This window comes from Streptomonospora arabica, from assembly GCF_039531585.1.
Classification (GTDB): domain Bacteria; phylum Actinomycetota; class Actinomycetes; order Streptosporangiales; family Streptosporangiaceae; genus Streptomonospora; species Streptomonospora halophila.
Genome location: NZ_BAAAQI010000002.1, coordinates 454,110 through 476,188, shown reverse-complemented (window position 1 = coordinate 476,188; position 22,079 = coordinate 454,110). Strand labels below are relative to the sequence as shown.

Annotated in this window: 19 protein-coding genes and 1 pseudogene; 12 read left to right on the top strand and 8 right to left on the bottom strand. The window is 74.0% G+C overall.

From position 1 onward, the window contains the following. Positions 1-296: 296 nt before the first annotated feature. Complete coding sequence (locus ABD284_RS05185; protein WP_344141237.1) at positions 297-728, top strand: RodZ domain-containing protein; 432 nt, start codon at positions 297-299, stop codon at positions 726-728. Between the two features lie 55 nt (positions 729-783). On the opposite strand, the gene pyrE is transcribed toward ABD284_RS05185, so the two are convergent. Beyond that, positions 784-1,317, bottom strand: coding sequence for an orotate phosphoribosyltransferase (gene pyrE, locus ABD284_RS05180; RefSeq protein ID WP_344141236.1), 534 nt, complete (start codon positions 1,315-1,317; stop codon positions 784-786). Between the two features lie 98 nt (positions 1,318-1,415). Here pyrE and cutA point away from each other — a divergent pair, with 98 nt between their 5' ends. Together cutA and ABD284_RS05170 are read left to right on the top strand one after the other, a co-directional pair. Next, on the top strand, positions 1,416-1,757 hold the full coding sequence (gene cutA / locus ABD284_RS05175) for a divalent-cation tolerance protein CutA (RefSeq protein ID WP_344141235.1): 342 nt from the start codon (positions 1,416-1,418) through the stop codon (positions 1,755-1,757). 203 nt (positions 1,758-1,960) lie between these two features. Continuing rightward, positions 1,961-2,383 carry a hypothetical protein gene (locus ABD284_RS05170; protein WP_344141234.1) on the top strand — a complete coding sequence of 141 codons (423 nt, stop codon included), beginning with the start codon at positions 1,961-1,963 and terminating at the stop codon, positions 2,381-2,383. Positions 2,384-2,991: 608 nt separating this feature from the next. Here ABD284_RS05170 and ABD284_RS05165 read toward each other — a convergent pair. Further along, a complete protein-coding gene (locus ABD284_RS05165; RefSeq protein WP_344141233.1) occupies positions 2,992-3,756 on the bottom strand; it encodes a hypothetical protein in 765 nt (254 codons plus the stop codon). Positions 3,757-3,997: 241 nt separating this feature from the next. Here ABD284_RS05165 and ABD284_RS05160 point away from each other — a divergent pair, with 241 nt between their 5' ends. Genes ABD284_RS05160 through ABD284_RS05150 form a run of 3 tightly spaced genes read left to right on the top strand, consistent with a single transcriptional unit; the run spans position 3,998 to position 8,158 of the window. After that, on the top strand, positions 3,998-5,857 hold the full coding sequence (locus ABD284_RS05160) for a sigma-70 family RNA polymerase sigma factor (RefSeq protein WP_344141232.1): 1,860 nt from the start codon (positions 3,998-4,000) through the stop codon (positions 5,855-5,857). Beyond that, positions 5,833-7,518 carry an NYN domain-containing protein gene (locus ABD284_RS05155; protein ID WP_344141231.1) on the top strand — a complete coding sequence of 562 codons (1,686 nt, stop codon included), beginning with the start codon at positions 5,833-5,835 and terminating at the stop codon, positions 7,516-7,518. The genes ABD284_RS05160 and ABD284_RS05155 overlap by 25 nt, the downstream gene beginning before the upstream one ends. Positions 7,519-7,573: 55 nt before the next feature. Further along, the gene (locus ABD284_RS05150) at positions 7,574-8,158 is read left to right on the top strand and encodes a tetratricopeptide repeat protein (RefSeq protein WP_344141230.1); all 585 of its coding nucleotides are present in this window, start codon (positions 7,574-7,576) and stop codon (positions 8,156-8,158) included. A 225-nt stretch (positions 8,159-8,383) separates the two neighbouring features. Here ABD284_RS05150 and ABD284_RS25740 read toward each other — a convergent pair. Further along, positions 8,384-8,578 (bottom strand): annotated as a pseudogene (locus ABD284_RS25740) (TetR family transcriptional regulator C-terminal domain-containing protein); the annotation flags it as partial. 292 nt (positions 8,579-8,870) lie between these two features. After that, a complete protein-coding gene (locus tag ABD284_RS05145) occupies positions 8,871-9,512 on the bottom strand; it encodes an HAD family hydrolase (RefSeq protein WP_344141229.1) in 642 nt (213 codons plus the stop codon). Positions 9,513-9,957: 445 nt separating this feature from the next. Between ABD284_RS05145 and putP the strand changes: the two genes are divergently transcribed. Both putP and ABD284_RS05135 read left to right on the top strand, forming a co-directional pair. After that, a complete protein-coding gene (putP, locus tag ABD284_RS05140) occupies positions 9,958-11,514 on the top strand; it encodes a sodium/proline symporter PutP (protein WP_344141227.1) in 1,557 nt (518 codons plus the stop codon). Positions 11,515-11,688: 174 nt separating this feature from the next. Continuing rightward, positions 11,689-12,261, top strand: coding sequence for a putative glycolipid-binding domain-containing protein (locus tag ABD284_RS05135; RefSeq protein WP_344141226.1), 573 nt, complete (start codon positions 11,689-11,691; stop codon positions 12,259-12,261). 35 nt (positions 12,262-12,296) lie between these two features. Here ABD284_RS05135 and ABD284_RS05130 read toward each other — a convergent pair whose 3' ends face one another. Continuing rightward, positions 12,297-13,265, bottom strand: a complete 969-nt coding sequence (locus ABD284_RS05130) for a nucleoside hydrolase (RefSeq protein WP_344141225.1) — start codon at positions 13,263-13,265, stop codon at positions 12,297-12,299. Between the two features lie 454 nt (positions 13,266-13,719). Between ABD284_RS05130 and ABD284_RS05125 the strand changes: the two genes are divergently transcribed. Continuing rightward, the gene (locus ABD284_RS05125; RefSeq protein ID WP_344141224.1) at positions 13,720-14,286 is read left to right on the top strand and encodes an ATP-binding protein; all 567 of its coding nucleotides are present in this window, start codon (positions 13,720-13,722) and stop codon (positions 14,284-14,286) included. 42 nt (positions 14,287-14,328) lie between these two features. On the opposite strand, the gene ABD284_RS05120 is transcribed toward ABD284_RS05125, so the two are convergent. After that, the gene (locus ABD284_RS05120; protein WP_344141223.1) at positions 14,329-15,882 is read right to left on the bottom strand and encodes a BCCT family transporter; all 1,554 of its coding nucleotides are present in this window, start codon (positions 15,880-15,882) and stop codon (positions 14,329-14,331) included. Between the two features lie 360 nt (positions 15,883-16,242). After that, positions 16,243-17,253, bottom strand: coding sequence for an AraC family transcriptional regulator (locus ABD284_RS05115; protein WP_344141221.1), 1,011 nt, complete (start codon positions 17,251-17,253; stop codon positions 16,243-16,245). 229 nt (positions 17,254-17,482) lie between these two features. On the opposite strand from ABD284_RS05115, the gene ABD284_RS05110 reads away from it, so the two are divergent. Further along, positions 17,483-17,911, top strand: coding sequence for a pyridoxamine 5'-phosphate oxidase family protein (locus tag ABD284_RS05110; protein WP_344141220.1), 429 nt, complete (start codon positions 17,483-17,485; stop codon positions 17,909-17,911). A gap of 144 nt (positions 17,912-18,055) precedes the next feature. Here ABD284_RS05110 and ABD284_RS05105 read toward each other — a convergent pair whose 3' ends face one another. Continuing rightward, positions 18,056-19,732, bottom strand: a complete 1,677-nt coding sequence (locus ABD284_RS05105) for a serine/threonine-protein kinase (protein ID WP_344141218.1) — start codon at positions 19,730-19,732, stop codon at positions 18,056-18,058. 424 nt (positions 19,733-20,156) lie between these two features. On the opposite strand from ABD284_RS05105, the gene ABD284_RS05100 reads away from it, so the two are divergent. Both ABD284_RS05100 and ABD284_RS05095 read left to right on the top strand, forming a co-directional pair. Further along, the gene (locus ABD284_RS05100) at positions 20,157-20,921 is read left to right on the top strand and encodes a DUF2625 family protein (RefSeq protein ID WP_344141216.1); all 765 of its coding nucleotides are present in this window, start codon (positions 20,157-20,159) and stop codon (positions 20,919-20,921) included. Between the two features lie 73 nt (positions 20,922-20,994). Beyond that, a complete protein-coding gene (locus tag ABD284_RS05095) occupies positions 20,995-21,867 on the top strand; it encodes an LLM class flavin-dependent oxidoreductase (RefSeq protein WP_344141214.1) in 873 nt (290 codons plus the stop codon). The last annotated feature ends 212 nt before the right edge of the window (positions 21,868-22,079 follow it).

Here is a 22,079-nt window from a genome sequence, read left to right as displayed (position 1 = left end):
CGAGCGGCCCCGGCTGTCTCCGCGGAACCGCCTCTTGTGCGGAAATACCCAGTGGGTTGCCGGAGCAAGTATCGCGAAGTCGGCGTCGGAACGAAAGGTCTAGACCAAACCGGCGGCCGTGCACCGCCGCGCGGGCGCCCCGGTTCCGGCGGCCGCGCCCGCACGTGCGCCGATCGTCGAGACCGGTCACCCTACGTGTTTTCGACGGCTTGAACGGAGCGCAGGGGCGCGATTCGGACATATATCTGGCGTCCTACCGTCGAATGTCCGCGGTGATACACGCTACATTCAGCAGCGTGGGACGACATCGCAACGATCCGCGAGGCATCGCCCAGATGGTGGCCATCGGCGGAGTGATCGTGCTGTTCATCACTCTCGTGATCCTCGGCGGATTCTTCCTGTACAAGTCGCTGCCCTCCGGGAGCGACGCCGCCGCCGTACCCGAAGGCGCGGCGGGCACCACCGCCGACGCCCAGGCCGAGGAGATGCAGACCGGCACCCTGTACATCAGGGCGGTCGGCGAGTCCAGCGAAGTGGTGGTGACCGTACCCGGCGGCGACGTCCTCGCCGACACCACCCTGCGGACCGATGAGTACCTGAGCTTCACCGAGGAGCGCACCCTCAGCGTGACCATCGGTCGGCCGAGCGAGGTCGAGGTCTACGTCCACGGCGAGCGCCGGGACGTCGCCGGCGAGGACCCCGGCTACAGCTTCGCCGTCCAGCCCTGAGCACTCACCCGGCACAGACCGCGGGCCGGGCGCTCCGCCTGTGCCGCCCGCGCGCTCAGACGTCCAGCTCCTCCGGCCGGAACACCGTCCGGTAGTCGAGCCCCTCCGCTTCCACGCGCGCCCGTGCACCCCGGTCGACGATGACCGCGACTCCCACGACCTCGGCCCCCGCCTCGCGCAGCGCCGCGACCGCCGTGAGCACCGAACCGCCCGTCGTGGAGGTGTCCTCCACCGCCAGCACCCGGCGACCGGCCACATCCGGCCCCTCGATCCTGCGCTGCAGCCCGTGCGCCTTGCCCTCCTTGCGCACCACGAAGGAGTCCAGCCGCCGCCCCTGCGCGGCCGCGGCGTGCAGCATCGCGGTCCCGACCGGGTCGGCGCCCAGGGTCAGACCTCCCACCGCGTCGTAGCCCAGGTCGGCGGTGGCCTCCAGCAGCGTCCGGCCCACCAGCGGCGCACTCTCGCCGTCGAGGGTCACCCTCCGCAGGTCCACGTAGTAGTCGGCCTCCTGGCCGGAGGAGAGCGTGACCCGGCCGTGCACGACGGCTTTATCGTTGATGTGTCGAAGGAGTTCGTCGCGGTCGCTCATGATCACCGAGCCTAGGGTGCGCCGGCCACCGCTCGGAGCGCACGGGCCCGCCCGCGCCCGCGGCGGCCAGCAGCCGAGCAGCGGATCGGAGCCGAGCGATGGCTGAAGAGCGCGAGCACGCGGACGCGCACGTGCGCGTCGAGACCACCAGCGACACCCGCGAATCCGCCGACGACCTCGCGCGCTCGGTGGTCGACCGGCGCCTGGTCGCCTGCGCCCAGGTCGAGGAGCCCATCACCAGCTACTACCGGTGGGAGGGCGAGATCTGCGCGGACCGGGAGTGGCGCGTGGTGATGAAGACCGCGCGGGACCGCCTGCCCGACCTCGTCGAGCACCTGCGGTCGGTGCACCGCTACGACGTCCCCGAGATCATCGCCGTACCCGTCGAGGGCGGCAACCCCGGCTATCTCGCCTGGCTCGTCGAGGAGACCCGGCCCTGAACACCGACAGCCCCGGCCTCATCCTGCTGCACAGCCCACTGGAGGACCCCGCGCGGCTGCGGGGCGCGCGCGACGCCCTGCGCGACCGCGGCGCGCACGCTGACCTGGCCGAGATCACCGACGACGACGGGCCGCCCTACGCCGCCCGCTACATCGCCCGCGCCGCGCTGGAGATCCGCAGGCTCGCTCCGCCCTCGCCGGTCGTGCTGGCGGCCCGCGGTGCGGCCGGGCCGCTGCTGCCGCAGATCGGCGCCGCCCAGCGCGCGGCCCACCGCCCGGTGGCCGCGTACCTGATCGCCGACTCGCTGCTGCCCCAGCACGGCTCGCACTCCCGCGCCGAGCTGCGTGCCGCCCAGCTCGGCGACGGAGTCCCCGATCCCGGTGCGGCGGGCGCCGAGCGCGAGCGGCCGGCGGAGTTCTACACCGAGGCGCTGCCCATGGCCGCGGACTGGCCCGACGCGCCCTGCGGCTACCTGCTCACCGGCGGCGGACCGGCCGCCTGCGCGCGGCTCGCAGGGCTGCGCGGCTGGCCGGTTCTGGACCGCGGCGATGCCGGCGCCCCCGAGGGGGACGCCGGCGACGAGGCGCTGGCCGCAGGCCTGCTGGAGCTGCTGAGCATGCTCTGAGTCCGCTGCGGGGGATCGCCGGGGACCGGCGGGCGCGAGCGCGAACGGGCGGAGTGCGCGGGCTCCGCGGGGACGGCCCACGACCGGAACCGCCGGGAGTGCCGCCGCCCGGATGCGCCCGCGTAACCCGCCGCATCCGGGGGCGCCGAGGGCACGCCGCGCCGTTTCCGACGCGCCGCCGTCGCGGCATTCGGGTGCCCGGAACCGGGCGGGGCCCGGACCGGCGTCGACCCGGGTGCCGCGGCGGCGCCCCCCTCCGTGCGCCGCCGCGGCTCGGCTCCGCCGAAGCGGATGCGGAGGCGCGCCCGCCTCCCCATGCGGACGCGCCTCCTGGGGCGCCGATGCGCCCCCAGCCGCCGGCCGGCGTGTGCGGCCGCCCTCTCCTCGGGGCCAGAAGACCGCCGCCATGCCGGTGGCTGAGCCGGAGCCGTGAGCTCCGGCACACGCCGGCCGGTGGCGCCCGCCCCTCAACGGGCGCGTTCTCGGCCGGCGGGCCGCCGGCCGCGGGCCCCGCCCCCCTCTGGCGAAGCCGCGCGCTCCGGCGGCGTCGGGAATCGTCTGATCTGTCGGTGGCCGGTGGCCGGTGGCCGGTGGCCGGTTGTTGGCGGTCAGTCGGTGTCGTCGGTCGTCCGTCTCCCCAGGTCCTGCACCATCGCCAGGGCCGATGCGCAGGTCGGAGGCAGCGCCAGGCTCCACACGCGGGCGCCGTGCTCGTCCCGCGCAACCGCGTGCAGCCGCGGCAGCCGCTCCCGCAGCTCCGCGTCCGCGGGAGCGAGCGCCGCTATCCTGCTGCGGCCGACCAGGGCCAGCGACTCGCCCCGGGCGAAGAACCGGCCCAGCTCGTGGCCGAGCACGATCAGCCGCGCCGTGCGCCGCCAGGGGTCCAGCCCTTCGGGCAGCGCCACGGCGACCAGCCGGTGCGCCGCCGGTCCGCCCGCCGCGGGATGCGGCGCGCCCCGGTACAGCTCGCTGATCCTGGTGCGCAGGTAGGCGGCGTTGGCCAGCCCGGTCAGCGGGTCGCGGCAGTCCTCGCGGGAGCGGCCGCCGTCCTCCCACCCCGCCGCCAGGGCGGTGACCATGTCGAACGGAGGCTGGGCGTCGCCCAGTGCGTCGAAGAGGGCCGCGAGGTCGTCGAGCGCACCGCTGATGGTCGTGCCCGCGCGCGCCCGGGCCTGTCCGAGCCGCCCGCAGGCCTCGGCCAGCCCCTTCCCCTCGACGACCGCGGTGCAGACGGCGTCGACGGCCGGTGTCCACCAGTCCTCGTGCGGCTCGGCCCGCCGCTCGCGGCTGCGCCTACCCCACACCTCGCGCAGCCGCCGGCCCGTCGTCAGGCCGTCGCACAACTCGAAGCCGCCGGTGTCGCATCCCCACATCGGTGCTCTGCTCCCGTCGTCCGGTGCACGGCGCCTCAGCGCCTTCACGCTTAATCACGGACTTGGGTGGCGGTCATGACGCGAGTGCGGGAACATTTTTTGCGGAAGGGCTCCTGCGCCCGCGCCATCCCCTCGGATCGCCCCCTCCAGCAGGAGCCCGCACGACCTGTCAGCCCCGCCGAACACGGCCGAACCGGGGCGGGAACCACACACTGCGGACCGCAGAGCGGAAGGGCGGCGCATGACCGAACCCCACGTCGAGGACACGGAGTTGCTCGTCGGTGACGGTGAGCTGCTGACGCGGGTTCGCGAAGGCGACAACGAGGCCTTCGAGGAGCTCTACACCCGCCACGTCGGCGCAGCCCGCGGCCTCGCCCGCCAGCTGGTGCGCAGCGAGAGCGAGGTCGACGACGCCGTCGCCGAGACCTTCGCGCGCGTACTCGCGCTGCTGGGGCGCGGCGGAGGGCCGGCCGACGGCTTCCGCCCGTACCTGCTTACCGCCGTGCGCCACGTCGTCTACGACCGGTTCCGCGGCGAGAAGAAGCAGGTCGTCACCGACGACATGGACGTCTTCGACTCCGGCGAGCCGTTCGTCGACCCGGCGCTGGCCGGACTGGAGCGCTCGCTGATCGCCCGCGCCTACCTGTCGCTGCCCGAGCGCTGGCAGGCGGTGCTCTGGTACACCGAGATCGAGGGGGTCAAACCGGCGGAGGCCGCCACCAGCCTCGGTATGAACCCCAACAGCGTCGCGGCGCTGGCCTACCGGGCGCGCGAAGGGCTGCGCCAGGCGTACCTGCAGATGCACCTCGCCGGGGGCGCCGCCGAGGCCTGCCGTCCGGCGGTCAGCAGACTCGGCGCCTACGTGCGGGGCGGGCTCGCCAAGCGCGACACCGCCGACGTCGACCGGCACCTCGACGGCTGCGGAACCTGCCGCGAGGTCTACGCCGAGCTGATGGACGTCAACGTCGGCCTGCGGGGGATCGTGCTGCCGCTGGTGGCCGGCCCGGCCGCGGCGGGCTACCTCGCCGCGGCGGGCGGAATCCCGGCCGGAGTCGCCGGATGGTGGCAGCGGATGCCCAAGCGGGTGCAGCAGGCCACGGCCGGCGGCGGAGCCGTCACGGCGGCGGTGGCCGCCGTCGCCTTCGCGCTGGTGAGCGCCGAGGAGCCGATGGACCCGCCGGAGGCCCCGCCCGCCGTTGCCGCGCCGCCCGCGCCGGAGGAGCAGCCTCCCGCGCCCGAGCCGCCGGCTCCGCCGCCCGCCGGCGATCCGCCCGACAGCGCCGAGCAGCCGGACCCGCCGGACCCGCCGGACCCGGCCGACGACCCGCCGCAGCGGGAGGTCAACGCGAGCGCGCCGCCGCCTGAGGAGAAGTCCGAGGCGCCGCCGGAGGGGCCCGGGCCGCCGGAGGCGCCGGAGGCCCCGGCTCCGCCGCCGGACGTCCCGGACGCCCCCGAAGCTCCGAACCCGCCGAACCCGCCGAACCCGCCGGGCCCGCCGGAGGCGCCCGAGCCGCCGCACTTCGACCCGCCCGGTCTCGGGAACCCGCCCGCGGAGCCTCCGCCGTTCGACCCGCCCCAGTTCGATCCGCCGGGCGCGGGGCAGCCGCCCGCCGCCCCGCCTCCCGGGGCAGGGCGGCCCGCGCCGCCCGGAGGCGCCCCCGGCGGCGGACCGCCGGCGCACCCGCCCGGCCTGGGCAAGGGCGGCCCGCCCGGCGGCTTCCGTCCAGGTCAGAGCAGTCAGAGCGCCGGTTTCTCCGCCGCGGCGGGCACTGCCTCGCCGGCCGGTCCGCTGCAGGGGCCGGCGCGCGCCGGAGCGGACCGGCCGTACGCCGTGCACAGCCCGTCCGCCGCTCGGGCGGTCCGGCCCGCCCGCACGGTCGCGGGTCACGCCGCACCGCCTGCCTGGGGCGACATGGGGCCGGGGAGCGGCGGCCGGTGGCGAGGCGGCATACAAAGCCGCGCAGACTTGGCTAGGCTGTGGCCCGGCCTGTCCAACGGCTCAGCGCCGGACGCCGACAGGACCGGGAGCGTGGTAATCGCCCCGGCAGACCAACCAACGGGAAGGGGCGGTGTCGCGTGGATCGCTGCGCGCTATTCGTAGACGCCGGCTACCTCCTCGCCGACGGTGCGATGGCAGTGCACGGAACCCGCAACCGCGATTCCGTGTCATGGGACTACGCGGGACTCGTGCAACTCCTCAACGAAGTGGCACGCGACCGCACGCAGCTCCCGCTGTTGCGCTGCTACTGGTACGAGGCGACCGCCGACGGCCGCCGCACCCAGGAGCAGGACGGAATCGCGGACATCCCCGGCATCAAGTTCAGAGCCGCGCGCATCCGTCCCGGCAGACGGGAGGGCGTCGAGAGCTACGTCCAGCGGGACCTGACCACGCTCGCACGCACGGGGGTGCTGTGCGAGGCGGTCCTCGTCAGCGGTGACGAGGACATGGCCCAGGTGGTCTCGGACGTCCAGGACCTCGGCGTCCGCGTCACCGCCGTGCACATCTCGGTCGAGGGCAACTGGACGATCTCGCGGTCCCTGCGCCGCGAGTGCGACGACCTGATCGAGATCGGCGCGGGCCACCTGCGCCCGCACGTCACATTGCTGGCGGGCGCGGGAGAGGACGACGCGGCCGAGACCACGGCGCCGCTGAGTAACGGGCGCTCGCACAGTCCGCCGGAGATGCCGCGGCGCCCGGTGGCCGCCAAACCGCAGCCGGGCCGGGTCGAGCCCGCCGCGGCGCCGTCGGGCGGCTACGAGCCCGCCTTCGCCGGTACCGGCGGGCAGCCGGCCATGACCGGCAGCGCCATGGACCAGCTGCGTGCGATGCAGCAGAGCATCGCCCAGCAGCGCGGCGGCGACCACCTCGCGCCGCAGGGCGCCGGCGGCGTCGATCCGCAGCGCTCACCCTCGGGCCCGATCGACGCCAACGGCTTCCCGTCGGGCGGGCAGACGCCTCCGCACATGGGCGGGACCGGCGCGCACAGCAGTATGGCGGGCGGCCAGCAGCCGGGGGGCGACCCGGGCTACGGGATGCCCGCCAACACCGGTCCGCACCCGGGCATGCACGGCGCACAGACCCCCTACGGACCGCCGCAGGCGCGCCAGGCGCCTCCGCAGCACCAGCCGGGGCCGCCGACCGGGGGCCACCCCCCGCAGCAGCCCCACCCGACCGGGGGGCACCCCGTCCCGGGCCATCCCACGGGCGGCCACCCCTCGATGAGCGGCCACGGGTACGACCGGGAGAACCCGCCCGCCCGGAACACGCCACCGCCCGCACCGGATCCCCGGTACGGGCCGAACACCGGCGAGAACCCGGGGTTCGGAGGTAACACCGGGCCAAACCCTACTTTTGGGGCCAGTACGGAAGTTGACTCCCGGTTCGGGAGCCCCGGCGGAACCCGGTCAGGTTCCGCCGCGGGTACTGGCCCCCAGCCCGACCACCGCCTCCAGCACGGCCCGTACACCGACCCCACGCCCAGCGTGGGGCCGCCTCCGCCCGGAGGGTCGTCGCACTCGATGGACGACGCTGTGAACGTCGCGCGCCGGGAAGGGCACGACTTCGCGGAGTCGATCGCCCGCGACGCCCCCGCGCTGTGGATGGAGGCGGTCCTGGTGCGCCGCCCGCGGATGCCCTCCGACCTGGAGGCGCGCCTGCTGCAGGGATCGGCGCTGCCGATCGACTTCCTGCTGCGCGACGAGGTCCGCGAGGCCCTGCGGCAGGGGTTCTGGGGTGCGCTGGAACGCGCGGCCCGGGGGTGAGCGGCGGGCGCGCCCACCGTGCAGCGATGATGTTGGGGAGCGAGGGAGGGTGGCAGTGACCCGTGTGACGACGGCCGATCTCGACCGGCTGGAATTCCGTGCCGTCCAGTCCGGCGACCATGTCGACGTCGCACTGGAGCTCCTCGGCCTGGCCAACAGCGTCGACTCCGACAGCGAGATCTCGCGCGCCGAGGTCTTCGTGCGCGCCGGCGAGCAGTGGGAGATGGCCCAGGAGTTCGAACGGGCCTCGGCCGCCTACCAGCGCGCCATCGACGACGGCGGGACGACGATCGTCGACGCCCGCGCGCTGCAGGCCGGCGCCCTGCTGGAGCTGGACATGATCGACGCCGCCTACTCCCAACTGGAGCGGCTGCGCACCGAGGGGCCGCGCAACCTGCCCACGTTCATCCACATCGCCGAGACCCTCCAGGCCCACGGCGACCTCGGCGGCGCCCAGACCTGGGCGACCCTGGGCATCGAGCGCTTCCGCCACCAGGACGTGTCGTCCTACATCCACGACCTGCTGCTGGAGCTGCTGCGCGCCAGGTTCCGCATCCGGATGGACCTGGGACTCGGCGAGGACGCCTTCGACCGCCTGCTCGACGACTGGAACCAGCACGACCACCCCGACGGCCGCTGAGCGACCGTCGGGCGACCGGGCGGCCACGCGGCTGCAGCCGGCACACCATCGCCGATCTTGTAGCCATCGAGAACGGAAGTCGCTTTCCTTCGCGCTGGCTACAAGATCAACGGGGTGCGGTCGCTGTCGGTCGGCGGTCACCCGGTGCCCAGGAGTCCGTGAGGCCGGGCCGCCGACGCCGGCCCGGGCCGGCGTCGGCCGGGGCCGCGGGCGGTCGACGCCGGGCTCGACCTGGCCGCACTCCGTGCCGTCGGTCACCGCGGTCGCGATCTCCCCGCGCAGCCGGGCCGAGGCGGCCGCAGCGATCTCGGCCAGGCCTGGATTCTCCAGTGAGCGCCCGCCGAAGGCCTGCATCACGCGGTACTCCGAGCGCCGCTCGTCGTCGAGGGGAAGCGGTACGCGGAGGGCGGAGTGGGGCACGACCGCGATGGTGCCGCGCGCCGACTCGCCCTCGGCGCAGGCGGGCCCACTCGGCGGCGAAGCGCCGTCGCGGCGGCCGCCGGGGCCCTCGGCGGAGTCGTGGCGGCCTGGTCGGGGGCCGTGCCCCTACCGCGTTCCGCGACGGGCGTGGCCGACCTGCGCCGTGTCGGGCTGTGGCAGCCCGACGCGGCCGGTCCGCTGGGTGCGGTCGCCGCGGCGGTCCTCGGGGTGGCGCTCCTGCGCGCTGCGGCGGCCGCGCGCGTGCTGCGGCTGTGCGCTCGGAGCGCCCGCGTCAGGCCGCTCCGGCGAGTTCGCGGCCGCGGCTGTAGGCGTCGAGCAGGCTCGTGCCGCGGTACTCCGCTCGGGCGATCCCGGCCAGGTGGTGGTCGGCGTTGACCGCGACGCTGTGGGCGACATGGCCGAAGAGCGGGGCGTCGGACATCGAGTCGCCGTAGGCCACGCAGTTGTGGAGGGGGAGCCCGGCCGAGGTCCGGGCCTCCTCGACGATGCGGACCTTGTCCTGCGGCACGAGGACCGCGTCGGGGTCGAGCGGGCGGGTGAACGGCAGGGGCGGGAAGCGGGACGCCGCGACCTCGTCGAACCCGAAGCCGAGCAGCCGCCGGGCGAAGAAGTCAGGGGACAGCGTGATCACGATCGAGTGCTCGCCGCGCTCCCGGATGTCGGCGCACACCTCGGCGATCCCGTCGAGGAAGGGCGCGCCGGAGAACGCCTCCTCGACGTGGTCCTCGGTGAGCTCCGACCACAGGGCGTGCAGGGTCGCCGAGAAGGCCGTGGTGTCGATCTCCCCGGCGCTGAACGCGCGCTCCAGGTCGAGCAGCTCCGCCTCGGTGCCGCAGATGCGCGCGACCTGTACCGCTGCGCTGGTGCCGCGGATGAGGGTCCCGTCCATGTCGAAGACGTGCAGGAGGCTCATGCCCCCCGTCCTACCATCCGGCCCCCGGCGGCGGCCCGTCGTTTTCCCGGCCCCGTTCCCGCGCCCCCGGCGGCGCGCGGCCCGGCCGGTCCCGGGTCCGCGCCGGCCTCCGCGGCCCCGCCCGTTGCGGGGGCTGGGCCCGCCCTCTGGCGCCCGCACCGGGCGGCCGGTGGCGTTGCCGGTCACAGACGTATGCGGGGGTCAACGGCCGGTGCCGAACGGTCGGCGCCCGCCGTGTCCGATCCGACGAGGTCTCGGACGATCCATGTGCGATCAGACAATCGCGGCCCGGCGCCTTGCGGCAATCGGACAAGTGTGCCGTGCGCAGGACTCGGCGCGGTATCGAAGGCGTCCTCACTTCCATATCGGTCATTGCCCGCAACCGCGATCGACCGGGAGTATCCATGCATTGCCCGACGACCGGCCAGCACAGAAGGGAGCGCCGATGGATACGTCGATGCTGGCGTCGATCGCCACGTTCGCCGCGTATTTCGTCGTCATGATCGCGATCGGGATCGGGGTGTACAACCGCACGAGGTCGCAGTCGGACTTCGTGCTCGGCGGCCGGAAGCTCAACAGCTGGGTCGCCGCCCTGAGCGCCAACGCGAGCGACTTCAGCGCCTGGCTGCTGCTCGGCCTGCCCGGCGCCATCTACCTCTCGGGCCTGGGTGAGGCCTGGATCGCGGTCGGACTGGGTATCGGTTTCGCCGCCAGCTGGTGGCTGATCGCCGGGCGCCTGCGCGTCTACACCGAGCGCGTCACCGACGCCCGCAGCGGCGGCGACTCCGACTCGCTGACGCTGTCCTCCTACCTCGAGAACCGCTTCGCCGACCGCAGCGGCGTGCTGCGCCTGGTGTCGGCGGTGCTGATCCTGGTGTTCTACCTCTTCTACGTGGCTTCCGGGCTCGTGGCGATGGGCGGCCTGTTCAACCAGGTCTTCGGGATGCCCAGCGCCCTCGCGATCGTCGTCGGCGTGTCCATCGTGGTCCTCTACACCTTCCTCGGCGGCTTCCTCGCCGTGAGCCTCACCGACGTGGTCCAGGCCGCGATGATGTGGATCGCGCTGCTCATCGTCCCGATCGTGGGCATCGTCGCGATCACCTCCGACCCGGCCCGTGAGGCCGGGAGCATCGCCGACGTCCTCGGCGGCGTCGAGGGGAGCATGGGCGACGCGCTGGCGCCGATCGTCATCATCTCGGGCCTGGCCTGGGGCATCGGCTACCTCGGCCAGCCGCACATCCTCGCCCGGTTCATGGGCATCCGCGCGGCCACGGACGTCCGCAAGGCCGGCGCCATCAGCGTCACCTGGGCCTTCAGCGCGATGTTCATGGCGCTGGTCCTCGGCTTCACCGGCGCCGTGTACTTCCAGACCCCGCTGAACGACCCGGAGCAGGTCTTCGCCCAGCTCATCCAGGCCCTGCTCAGCCCGTGGGTGGCCGGTCTGCTGCTTGCGGCGATCCTGGCCGCGGTGATGAGCACCGCCGACTCCCAGCTGCTGGTCGGCGCCTCGGCCGTCACCGAGGACGGCTTCCGGCTGTTCCTGCGGGGCCGCGTCTCGACGATGGCGCTGGTGTGGACGAGCCGCTGCGCGGTCATCGCGATCGCGGTCGTGGCCGCCGCCATCGCCCTGTCGGGCAACAACACCATCATGGGCCTGGTCAGCTACGCCTGGGCCGGGTTCGGCGCCGGGTTCGGCCCCGTCATCCTGCTGTCCCTGTACTGGCGCAACATGAACCGCGCCGCCGCGCTGGCCGGCATGATCGGCGGCGGCGTGACCGCCATCCTGTGGGACGTGCTCGACAACGACGGCGTCCACCTGGGCCCCCTCTCGATCGACGCCTTCGGCACCGGTCTGTACGCGATGGTTCCGGCGGTGGTCGTCAGCCTGATCGGCATCTTCGTCTTCCAGTACGTCGGCCGTGCCACGCCCGAGATGGAGGCCGACTTCGACCGGGTCGAGATCGAGTTCTCCTCCCCCGGCACCGCGTCCGCCCAGCGCTAGTCCGCGCACGGAGCGACCGCTGACGGCGGCCGCACACGCCCCTCCCGGCGTGTGCGGCCGCCGTCGTTCTGCCGTGGGCGGGCGGAAGCGGCGCGGCGCTGGTCCCGGCCGTGTCGGCTCCGCCATGACAGCCGGGCTCTGGCGTGTAACCGGGCGTACCGGTAAAACGGTTGTATGTCCTCCACAACCGCAGATCCGGTCGCCTGGTCGCGGGTCGACGTCTCGGCCGGACTCGGGGTCGGCGCGGTACTCGCCGAACCGGGCGGGTACCGGCTGGAGGCGGGCGAGACGGTCGCCGACGGCGGCGACCGCTTCTCCACCCGCGTCACCGTGCACGCCGACCTCGCCTGGTCGAGCCGCAGCGCGCGGGTGGAGGTCCTCTCCTCCGGCGGAGCGAGCGCCGTCGAGCTGGCGCGGCAGGCCGGCGGCTGGTCGGTGGACGGGGTGCGCGTGCCCGAGCTCGACGGCTGCGCGGACATCGACGTCGCCGCCACCCCGCTGACCAACACCCTGCCGATCCGGCGGCTGGGGCTGCGCCCGGGCGAGTACCGCGACATCTCGGCGGTGTGGGTCGACGTGCCGAGCCTGCGGGTGCGACGGCTCGGCCAGCGCTACACCCGGCTGTACCCCAGCGAGGGCCGCGACCGCTACGAGTACCGCGACACCGCCTTCGGGGCCTTCGTGCTCTCGGTGGACCGCGACGGCGTCGTGGTCGACTACGAGGGCCTCGCGGTGCGCGTGCACTAAGAGCGCGCGGCCGCGGCGGGGCGGCGCCGAGCGCCCTACTCCAGGCCCGCGATGGGCCGCCGGGGCTTCACCGGGCGGGAGAGGAGTTCCGTCAGGTAGTCGAAGAACTCTTGGGCGTCGACGTCCTCCACGACCGTGGCGTTGGGCTCCAGGCCGTGCACGCCCCACGACATGGCCGAGTATCCGCGGGTGATCTCGCCGCTCGTCTCCACATCGACGTTGTAGCGGGCGCTGGCCCGCACCAGTTCGGGGTGCAGCAGCAGCGCCGCGGTCAGCGAGTCCGGGTGGGTCGTGCCGTCGATGCCCACGCTGCGGTCGAACTCCAGGGTCGGCCCGCAGATGCGGGTGAAGAACCGCGCCAGCGGTGTGCCCAGCTCGGCGATCCGGGCGAGCTGGGCCGGGCCGAACACCGCCCGCTCCAGGGTGAGGGGGTGCCAGGGCACCACGACCGTCTCGAAGCCCGCCGCGAGCACCGCCTTCGCGGCCTCCGGGTCGACGTAGAAGTTGAACTCGGCCGCCGGGGTGATGTTGCCGCGCCCGTTGTTGGAGCCGCCCATGATGTAGAGGGTCTGCACGTTCGCGGCGAACGAGGGGTCCTTGAGAGCGGCGGAGGCGATGTTGGTCAGCGGGCCGATCGCCGCGACCGAGAGCTCGCCGGGGTTCTCGGCGGCCAGCCGCACCAGCGCGTCCACGGCGTGCTCGTCCGCGACCGACAGGTCGGAGACGTCGGTCGAAAGGCCGCCGGCCCCGTCGCCGTGCACGTTCTCTGCGCTGACCCAGGGGCGCATCAGCGGTCGCCGGCAGCCCGCGTGCACCGGCACCTCGCCCAGCCGGCCCGCGGCGTTGAGGGTGAGGAAGGCGTTGCGGATCTGGCGCTCGAACCCGACGTTGCCCGCGACCGTCGTGACGGCCCGCAGGTCGGCCTCGTCGTCCAGCAGCCCGACCAGCAGGGCGACGCAGTCGTCCTGGGCGGTGTCGGTGTCGATGACGAGCGGAACTGGCATCGCTGCTCCCGTGGCCGGTCGGGGTCCGGTCTGCGCCTAAAGGCTAGCGCCGCGGTCGGCGCGCTTCGCGTCGAGAAAACTTTCAGAGGACTCACGATTTCGGTCGATGTCCGACATCTGGCAAGTTTTACCGGACACTCTGGGGTTTGGGAGCGCTCCCGACTAGACTTGCAGCAGGCCGGGAGGTCATCGGGGTGGAAATCCCGTGAAGATCGTTTAACCGGCGCAATTGTGTATACAATCTGCTGAGAAGGTTGTCGAAGTGCCGCTGGTGCGGCAGAATTCGGCGATGGATGGTGGTTCCTCTGGGGCTGGTGCGACCAGGTCGCCGCCCAAGGCCGGTGCGAGCGCGGACCGTTCCCGGCCTATCGGTGCGACGGTCCGGCGGCCCGATCGGGGCGGTTGGTCCCCCCTGGCCCGAGGAACGGCAAGCACCCTAAGGCGGTGGCCCGATATGGCCCAGGTCGACGGAGTGGACGACGACGTCGGAATCTACACGCTGCAGGCGTTCCGCACATTCCCCGGGACGCCTGACAAATGCCGTGAAGCCCGGCTCTGGGCGCGCACGCGGATGCGCCCCTTTCCGGACGTCGCCGACGCGGTCGAGCTCGTCGTCAGCGAGTTCTTCGGCAACGCCATCCGCCACAGCGCCTCCGGCGAGCCGGGCGGCGCCGTGTTCATCAGCCTCGTCGGCCTGGTCTCGGGCGCGCTGCACCTGGAGGTGCACGACGAGGGCCCGCGGAGCGACCTTCCCCGCACCGCCGCCCGCGTGGTCTCGCCGGACCTCGAACGGCCCGACGGCCGCGGCCTCTTCCTGGCGGCCGCGCTGACCAAGGAGTGGGGCCGACTGCCCGTCCAGGGCGGTCCCGGCTACGCCGAGCGCGGCTACACCAGCATTTTCGACGCCGTCGGCGAGCACGACGGCTCCGAGCACACCGGCCCCATGATCACCTGGGCCGACTTCACCACCGCGGTGCGCACGGTCGGTGCCGCGGCCACCGCGCGGAACATGGCGAGCTGACTCCGCCCGCGCCCGTTCGGCGCAGGCGGGTGCGGTCGCCGGCTACGGTGCGATCTCCGGGCTCCTGGGCTGGCGGCAGTCGGTGGTCAGCGCGCGCACCAGTGCGACCATCATCAAAAAGCCGATCACGAAGAACGGCAGCCCCACCACGATGATCACCTCGGTCAGGGCGTCCAGGCCGCTCTGCCCGGTCGCCGCCAGCAGCGTCGCCGCCACGACGCCCTCGGTCACCGCCCAGAACACCCGCTGGCGCACGGGCCCCGCGGTCTCGCTGCCCGAGCAGAGCATGTCGACCACCAGCGACGCCGAGTCCGACGACGTGGTGAAAAAGATCGCCACGATCACCACCGCGAAGCCCGACACCAGGGTGGTCAGCGGGTAGTTCTCCAGGAACGCGAACAGCGCGCCCGGGATGTCCTGCTGGTCGACCACCGCGTGGACCAGTCCGCCCGGGCCGTTCATCTGGATGTTGAAGGCCGACAGCCCGAAGACGCTGAACCAGATGATGGTGAAGGCGGTGGGCAGCCCCAGCACGCCGAAGATGAACTGGCGGATCGTGCGCCCCTTGGAGATGCGCGCGATGAAGATGCCCACGAACGGCGACCAGGTGATGGTCCACGCCCAGTAGAAGACGGTCCAGTCGCCCTGCCATCCGCTGTGGCTGAACGTGTCGTTCCAGAAGGAGAGCGGGATCAGCCAGCTGGCGTAGATGCCGACGCTCTCGATGACGCCGCGCACCAGGTACAGCGGCGCGCCGGTGACGATGATGAACAGCAGCAGCCCGACCGCCATGACGATGTTGATGTTGGACAGCCGCCGCACGCCCTTGTCCAGCCCGAGCGACACCGAGGTGACGGCGATGAGGGTGATCACCGCGATGATGACGACCTGGGAGGTCTTGCTCTCCGGTACGCCGAACAGTGCGGACAGGCCGCTGTTGATCTGCAGAGTGCCCAGCCCCAGCGAGACGGCGACGCCGAACAGCGTGCCCATGACGGCGGTGATGTCGATGACGCGTCCGATGGGGCCGTTGATCCGGTCGCCCAGGAAGGGGTGGAAGATCGAGCTCACCCGCACCGGCAGTCCGCGCTTGTAGATGAAGTAGGCGAACGCCAGCGCCGGCAGGCAGAAGATGGTCCAGGTGTGCAGGCCGAAGTGGTAGAGCGTGTAGGCCATGGCCTGCTCGGCGGCCGCAACGGACTGGGGCCTGACGTCGCCCTGCGGGGGCTCGGCGAAGTGGCTGATCGGCTCGGCGACGCCCCAGAACATCAGGATGGTGCCGATGCCCGCGGCGAACAGCATGGCGAACCACGTCAGCGTGCCGTACTCCGGGCGCTGATCCTTGCCGCCCAGCCGCACGCGGCCGTATCGGGTGAGCGCGAGCCCGACCAGGAAGATCAGAAACGTCGTGACGCCGAGAATGTAGAACCAGCCGAGTTTGGTGAGGATCCACGCCGACGCGGAGCCGAACAGCGCGTCGATGGCGTCGGTGAACGCGATCGATGCGACGACGAACACCACGGTCAATCCAGCCGAAACGGAAAAGATGACCGGGTTCGTCTGGAGCCCGAGCCTGCGGCTGAGTTTCTGCACCATCGGTTTTCCTTTCAACGGACCGCCGGTGAGGACCGCCTCTCCCACGCCGCGCGACCTGGAGTGATGCGGAACCGGGGGTACAGGCGCCGATCCGCAGGGGCGGCCGCCGCGTGCGTCCGATTGAGATCATGGCATATGGGGGACAGCGCGGGTCGGGCCTGTCCACAGCCCGCGCGTCGGAACCGATCCGCGATATATGGAGAAATTCGGTTAAGCTACGCGAATCGGTAATCGCGCGGCCGGACCCGCCGGTTTGCGCATTCGGACCCCCGCCCTGAGAGGGCCGGGCGCGGGGGCGTTCCTTTCGGTGGGCGCAGATGCCCGCGCACAGCCGCTGACAACTCCGCCACCGGGGAGCCGCTATCCCGGTCGCGGATCCGGCACCTCGGCCGGGCGACCGCCGTCCGCGGGACGGCGCACCGGTCGCGCAGAAGCCGGGGCTGCGGTGCGACGGAACTCGCTCGGGTTGGCGCCCCGGACCCGCTTGAACGCCGCGCTGAACCCGAACGGGTCGGAGTAGCCCACGGTGCGGGCGATCGCCGCGACGGTCGCGGCCTCGCGCTCGACCAGCAGGTCCGCCGCCAGCGCCATGCGCCAGCGGGTGAGGTAGGTCAGCGGAGGTTCGCCGACCAGGTCGGCGAACCGCTTGGCCAGGGTCGACCGCGACACCCCGGTGCACTCGGCGAGCGCGGCGACCGTCCACGGTGCCGCCGGCTCGGCGTGCAGGAGGCGCAGCGCCTCGCCGACCACCGGGTCCCGCTGGGCGGCCCACCAGGCCGGGGGCTCGCCGCCGGGCCGGTCGAACCACTCGCGCAGCGTGCAGACCAGCATCCAGTCCAGCAACCGGTCGAGCACCACCTGCTGGCCCGGCGTGTCGACGGCGACCTCGGCGGCGAGGTGGTCCAGCACGGCGTCGCCCGTGCCGTCGGCGTCGGCCCGCAGCACGACGGGCAGGGCGTCGAGCAGTCGGCGGCTGATCTCGCCGTGCACCGGATAGGCGCCGACGATCAGGGTCGTGGGACCGCGGCCGTCACCGTCGCCGCCGCGGTCGTTCCAGCCGAGCCGGTGCCGGGTCCCGCCCTGCTCGGGCGTCGCGCAGTGCTCGCCGCACGCGACCGGCTCGGCCCGGGTGCCGACCTCGTCGACGAAGGTGAACGTCGCGGGACCGCGCACGACGACCGTCTCGCGGGCGCGAAGCGGCTCGGGCGGGCGGTCCTCCGGCACGATCCAGCCCGCTCCGGTGAGGACGGTGCACAGGGTCAGCGGCGCGCCGTCCACGAAGTGCAGCGCCCAGGGCGGGGACAGGGCCGAACTGCCGAACAACGAGCCGTGGGCCCGCACCCCGCGGATCAGGTCGCTGAACACGTCCACCTCAGCCAGGTTAGACGAATACGCAGGCGGTTCGGCTTCTGGCCCATGGTTCCGCCGGCGCCGGGGGTGTTGAATCGGCGTCATGGGCAACGGCACCACCGCGCCCCGGGCGTTCGCGCCGCAGCGGCCGAGCCGCTCGGCCGTCGTCCTCGACGCCCCGCCCGAGCGGGCGGGCGCTGTCGGCCGACGACCCCGCATCCGTTCGCACCCGCCTATCGGAAGGGCTTTGATGAGTACCGACGCCGGTTCGCTGACCCCGGAGGACCTCGACCTCCTCCGGCGCCCCCTGCACGGGTTCCTGACCGTGGCAGGGGGGCCGGTCCCGCCGCAGCCCCGGCCGGTGTGGTTCGAGGCCACCGCCGAGGGTGCGATCCAGCTGTTCACGGAGACGGAATCGCTCAAGGTGCGGCGCCTGCGCCGCGACCCCCGCGCCTCAATCGTCGTCGCCGCGCCCGTAGGGGAACGCGAGCGGTGGGTTTCGGTCGCCGGCCGCACCGCGGTCGAGCCCGACGGAGCGCACGACCTGTGCAGGCGCCTGGCCGCTCGCTACTGGGACCTCGACGACCCCGCACGCGCCGGCGACCTCGCCGACGTGCTGGCCGCGGACCTGCTCCGCCTCGTCATCCACCCGGAGACCGTGCGTCGCTACACCATGTGAGCCCGCATGTGAGCCCGCATGTGGGCCCGCATGCGGGCCCCGCATGTGACCGCCCCATGCGCCCCCGACGGCGACCGGCGGTCGGTTCACCTGCGCCCCGCCCCGGCGCGGACACGGGCCCGCGCCGGGGGTGGGGACGGGTTCTCAGGGATCGGTGGGCGGATCGGCCGTGGCGTGGTCGGTGTCGTCGGCGTCGCCGCCGTCCCCGCTCTCCTCCGTGTCGTCCTCGGGTTCGGGGTGGGGTTCGGGGCTGTGGTCGCCGGTGGGCTCGGGGGTCCAGGTGGACGGAGGATCGGTCTCGTGCTCCGGATAGCCGGTCGCGGGCGGCCCGGTGGGCTGCTCGGTGCCGTTCGAGCCCCCGGAGGGCTCTCCCTGCGGTGCGTCGGGGGAGGACGACTCGGAGGCCGTGGCCTCCGGCAGCTCCTGGCGGGCGGGGTCGGCGGTCCCGGGCCCCAGGCCGGGCAGCAGGTCCCAGGCCAGCCAGCCGGCGAGGCCGAGTGCGAGCAGCAGCAGGGCGGCGGCCGCGCCCCACTCGGCGCGCCTGCGTCCGCGGCCGCGCCCGTGCCCGGCCGCCTCGCGCGGACCGTCGCCGGGAGGCCCTGCCGGCGGTCCGGACCCTCCGCCCGCGGGCTCGCGGTAGCCCCCTCCGCCTCCGCCCGTGGAATCGCGGTAGGCGGAGTCCGCGCCCTCGGGCGTAGGGAAACCGCCGTCGGCCGCTCCGGAAGCGGGACCGGCCGGTTCCCGGAGAGCGGGGTCGGCGGCCGTGATTTCGCGCTCGGAGTCCGCCGCACCGGCGCCGCTCCGCTGCCCGCCGGGACCCGCAATCTCTGCCGCGCCGCCGGCCGCCGCGGGATCGCCGTCGTGCGCCCCGGAGGCGCCGGCGGCCGCAGCCGCGGCCGCACCACCCGGCAGGGCGAACGTCGCGGTGTCGGCGACGCGGGGGCGCTCCTCGGTGGCCGCGCTGTAGCCGTCGTGCAGGACGGCGGTCACCGCGGCGCTGTCGAGCGCGGCCGGGTCGCGGCCGATCAGCGTGCTCAGCGCCTGTACGGCGGTCGGGCGCCGGCCGGGGTCCTTGTCCAGGCACGCCGCGAGCAGCGGCCGCAGCCGTTCGGCCACGCCGTCGAGCCGGGGCGGCTCGTGCAGCACGTTGTGGATGATGTCGTGGACGGTGCCGTCGCTCCCGAACGGGGTGGCGCCCGTCGCCGCGTAGACCATGACTCCCGCCCACGCGAACACGTCGGTCGCGGGCTCGAGGGCCCTGCCGCGGATCTGCTCGGGGGCCATGTAGGCGGGCGTACCCGAGATCGAGCCCGTCTGGGTGAGGGTGGCGTCGGTGGAGCGCGCGATGCCGAAGTCGATGACCCGGGGACCGTCCGGACCGAGCAGCACGTTGGCGGGCTTGAGGTCGCGGTGCACCACTCCGGCCTCGTGGATGGCCACGAGCGCGGTGGCCGAGGCGATGGCGAGGCGGTCCAGCGCGCTGCCGCGGTGCGGGCCGTCGCGCCGCACCGCCTGGCGCAGCGTGGGTCCGTCGACGTACTCGCTCGCGACATAGGGCGGATCGGATTCGAGGTCGAACGACAGCACCGCGGCGGTGCAGAACGCCGCAACGCGGCGGGTGGCCTCGACCTCCTTGGCCAGGCCTGCGCGCACGCGGTGGTCGGCGGCGGCCCATTCGCCGCTGAGGACCTTGACGGCGGCGCGCTCGCCGTCGGGTCCGGTGCCGAGGTAGACGACGCCCTGTCCGCCGCGGCCGACCTGGGCGATCAGAGTGTAGGGGCCGATGCGTTCGGGGTCTTCGGGACGCAGTGGACTGGTCAAGCGCGGACTCCCCTCCACGCGGCGCGGCCGTGCCGCGCTTTCACAGGAACCGCGCCGGGAACGGGTGCGCCGGGCCCGCGGCCCCGGTGTCAGAGAACCACAACCCGGCCTGACCCGCCCGCCACACAACACTTGCCTGTGCCGAGCGGTGCAGACTCTCCGCGGCCGCCGGAGCACGGGAAGGCGCCGGCGCGGGCGGCGGGTGCCGCGGCCGGACCGGTGTCCTGCCCTGCACGGTTTCCTGGTAGGACGCCGCCCGCGCGGTGCCGGTTCACCCCGTTTTGCCGCGCGGTCTTGGGGCCGCCCGCGTCCCGGACTTCCAGGGCCGACTGGGAGCGCTCTCCTGGCGTTTTCGCCGGTCAGGCGCAAATCGGTGGCGACTACCCTCTCCCGCACGGAGCCCGGGCGATGCGACCATGGGGCCATGCGAGCGCTGGGTGAGCCCGTCGACGTCGACGAGTCGGCGTGGCCCGCGTTGGAGGAGGAGTTCGCGCGCAGCTCCGTCCCCGTTCGCGTGCTGCCCGCCGAGGCTCCTCGCCGCGGGCGCTCGGCCCTGCTGCAGATGCGGGTCACGGTCCGGTCGGCGCTGGGCGCCATCGTGGTCCACTCGGGCGGTCTGCTGCTCGACTGCGGGTGGCTGCGGGTCTTCGGCGGAACGGGGACCGGCCACCCCGGGGCGCTGCCCAGCCTGGCGCGGATCAACGGGTTCCCCGTACCACCCGACCCCGACTGGCGGCCCGAGGGCGGTCTGGTGGTCGCGCACGACGTGCTCGGCGGCGTGTTCGCCGTCAACGGCCCCGACGCCGACGAGGCCGGCCGGCCCGGCGATCCCGGCGAGATCGCCTACTTCGCGCCCGACACCCTGGAATGGGAGCCGCTGGAGCTGGGGCACGGGGCGTGGCTGTCGTGGGTGCTCTCGGGCGGCCTGGAGCACTTCTGCCGCGAGCTGCGCTGGCCCGGCTGGCGCGAGGACGTCGACGGCCTGGCCCCGTCCCACGGCATCCGGGTGGAGCCGTGCCTGTGGTCGGGCGGAGCGCGCGGCGGCATCCACCGCGCCGAGCGCCGCCCCGTTCCGATGTCGGAGCTGATCGGCCTGTACCGCGAGCAGACCGCCCGGCTGGGCCTGGCGGCTCCCGGGTTCCTCGGCCACACCGCCCACTCCCGGACCGCCGAGGCACCCGACCGGTAGCCCCGGCGGGAGTCCGCGGGGTCGCCGACATCCGTGTTGTCCGCCGCCGCCCGGGCGCGGTAGGAACGGCGGCATGACGACCCTCGGCGCGGTGCTCCGCCCCCAACTGCCCCCCGAACGCCTCCGCTCCGTGGTCCGCACGGCCGAAGAGTCGGGCCTGGACGAACTCTGGCTGTGGGAGGACTGCTTCCTGGAGAGCGGGATCGCCACCGCGGCCGCGGCCCTGGCCTGGACCGAACGGTTGCGGATCGGCGTCGGCCTGCTCCCCGTCCCGCTGCGCAACGTCGCGTTGACCGCCATGGAGGCGGCCACCCTCCACCGCCTCTTTCCGGACCGGCTCACCCTGGCCGTGGGCCACGGCATACAGGACTGGATGGCGCAGGCGGGCGCGAAGGCGGCGTCGCCGCTGACCCTGCTGGACGAGTACACCGCGGCGCTGCGGGCGCTGCTGCGGGGCGAGCGCGTCACGACCGAGGGCCGCTACGTCCGCCTCGACGGCGTCGCCCTGGACTGGCCGCCCGCGACCGCGCCCCCGCTGCTCGCCGGTGCGCTCGGGCCCCGCACGCTCCGGCTGACGGGGCGCGTGGCCGACGGGACCGTCCTCGACGCGCACGTGGGGACCGAGGGCGTGCGGGAGGCCCTGCGGATCGTCGGTGAGGGCCGTGCCGAGGCGGGCCGGACCGGCGACCACGCTGTCGTGTCCTATGTCCTCACGGCCACGGGGCCGGGCGCACCTGAGCGGCTGGCCGCCGAGCTGGAGCACGAGGGGATCTCCGCGGTCCCCGACGTCGCGGTGGCCGGGGACGCGCAGGCCGTCGCGGACGCGGTCCGGCGCCGCGCGGAGGCCGGTGCCGGCACCGTGGTCCTCCAGCCCACCGCCGATGAGCCGGACCCCGAGGGCTTCGTGCGGTTCGCCGCCGAGGAGGTCCGTCCCCTGGTCGGCTGATCCGCCGACCGGAGGTCCGCGGCGGGCGCCCGGGCGGTATGGGATGCGCCCGCCGCAGTGACGGCCGCCGCCCCGCCCGTCTTCGCCCCGCCGGCCCGCCGCCTCGGACCCCGGCCGGGGTGCGGTGGCCGCCATCCGGCCCCGCCTGCGACCGTGGAGCGCCGCCCTGTCTCCGCAGTCGATCCGTCACGCTTGGTGGCTCGCTCGTCTCA

Excerpts from the sequence above, each read along its gene's own strand:
- ABD284_RS05120 (WP_344141223.1), bottom strand. The coding sequence starts at position 15,882 with ATGGTGCAGAAACTCAGCCGCAGGCTCGGGCTCCAGACGAACCCGGTC.
- ABD284_RS05135 (WP_344141226.1), top strand. The coding sequence starts at position 11,689 with ATGTCCTCCACAACCGCAGATCCGGTCGCCTGGTCGCGGGTCGACGTC.
- pyrE (WP_344141236.1), bottom strand. The coding sequence starts at position 1,317 with ATGAGCGACCGCGACGAACTCCTTCGACACATCAACGATAAAGCCGTC.
- ABD284_RS05100 (WP_344141216.1), top strand. The coding sequence starts at position 20,157 with ATGCGAGCGCTGGGTGAGCCCGTCGACGTCGACGAGTCGGCGTGGCCC.
- ABD284_RS05110 (WP_344141220.1), top strand. The coding sequence starts at position 17,483 with ATGAGTACCGACGCCGGTTCGCTGACCCCGGAGGACCTCGACCTCCTC.
- ABD284_RS05165 (WP_344141233.1), bottom strand. The coding sequence starts at position 3,756 with ATGTGGGGATGCGACACCGGCGGCTTCGAGTTGTGCGACGGCCTGACG.
- cutA (WP_344141235.1), top strand. The coding sequence starts at position 1,416 with ATGGCTGAAGAGCGCGAGCACGCGGACGCGCACGTGCGCGTCGAGACC.
- ABD284_RS05125 (WP_344141224.1), top strand. The coding sequence starts at position 13,720 with ATGGCCCAGGTCGACGGAGTGGACGACGACGTCGGAATCTACACGCTG.
- ABD284_RS05145 (WP_344141229.1), bottom strand. The coding sequence starts at position 9,512 with ATGAGCCTCCTGCACGTCTTCGACATGGACGGGACCCTCATCCGCGGC.
- ABD284_RS05130 (WP_344141225.1), bottom strand. The coding sequence starts at position 13,265 with ATGCCAGTTCCGCTCGTCATCGACACCGACACCGCCCAGGACGACTGC.
- ABD284_RS05160 (WP_344141232.1), top strand. The coding sequence starts at position 3,998 with ATGACCGAACCCCACGTCGAGGACACGGAGTTGCTCGTCGGTGACGGT.
- ABD284_RS05095 (WP_344141214.1), top strand. The coding sequence starts at position 20,995 with ATGACGACCCTCGGCGCGGTGCTCCGCCCCCAACTGCCCCCCGAACGC.
- putP (WP_344141227.1), top strand. The coding sequence starts at position 9,958 with ATGGATACGTCGATGCTGGCGTCGATCGCCACGTTCGCCGCGTATTTC.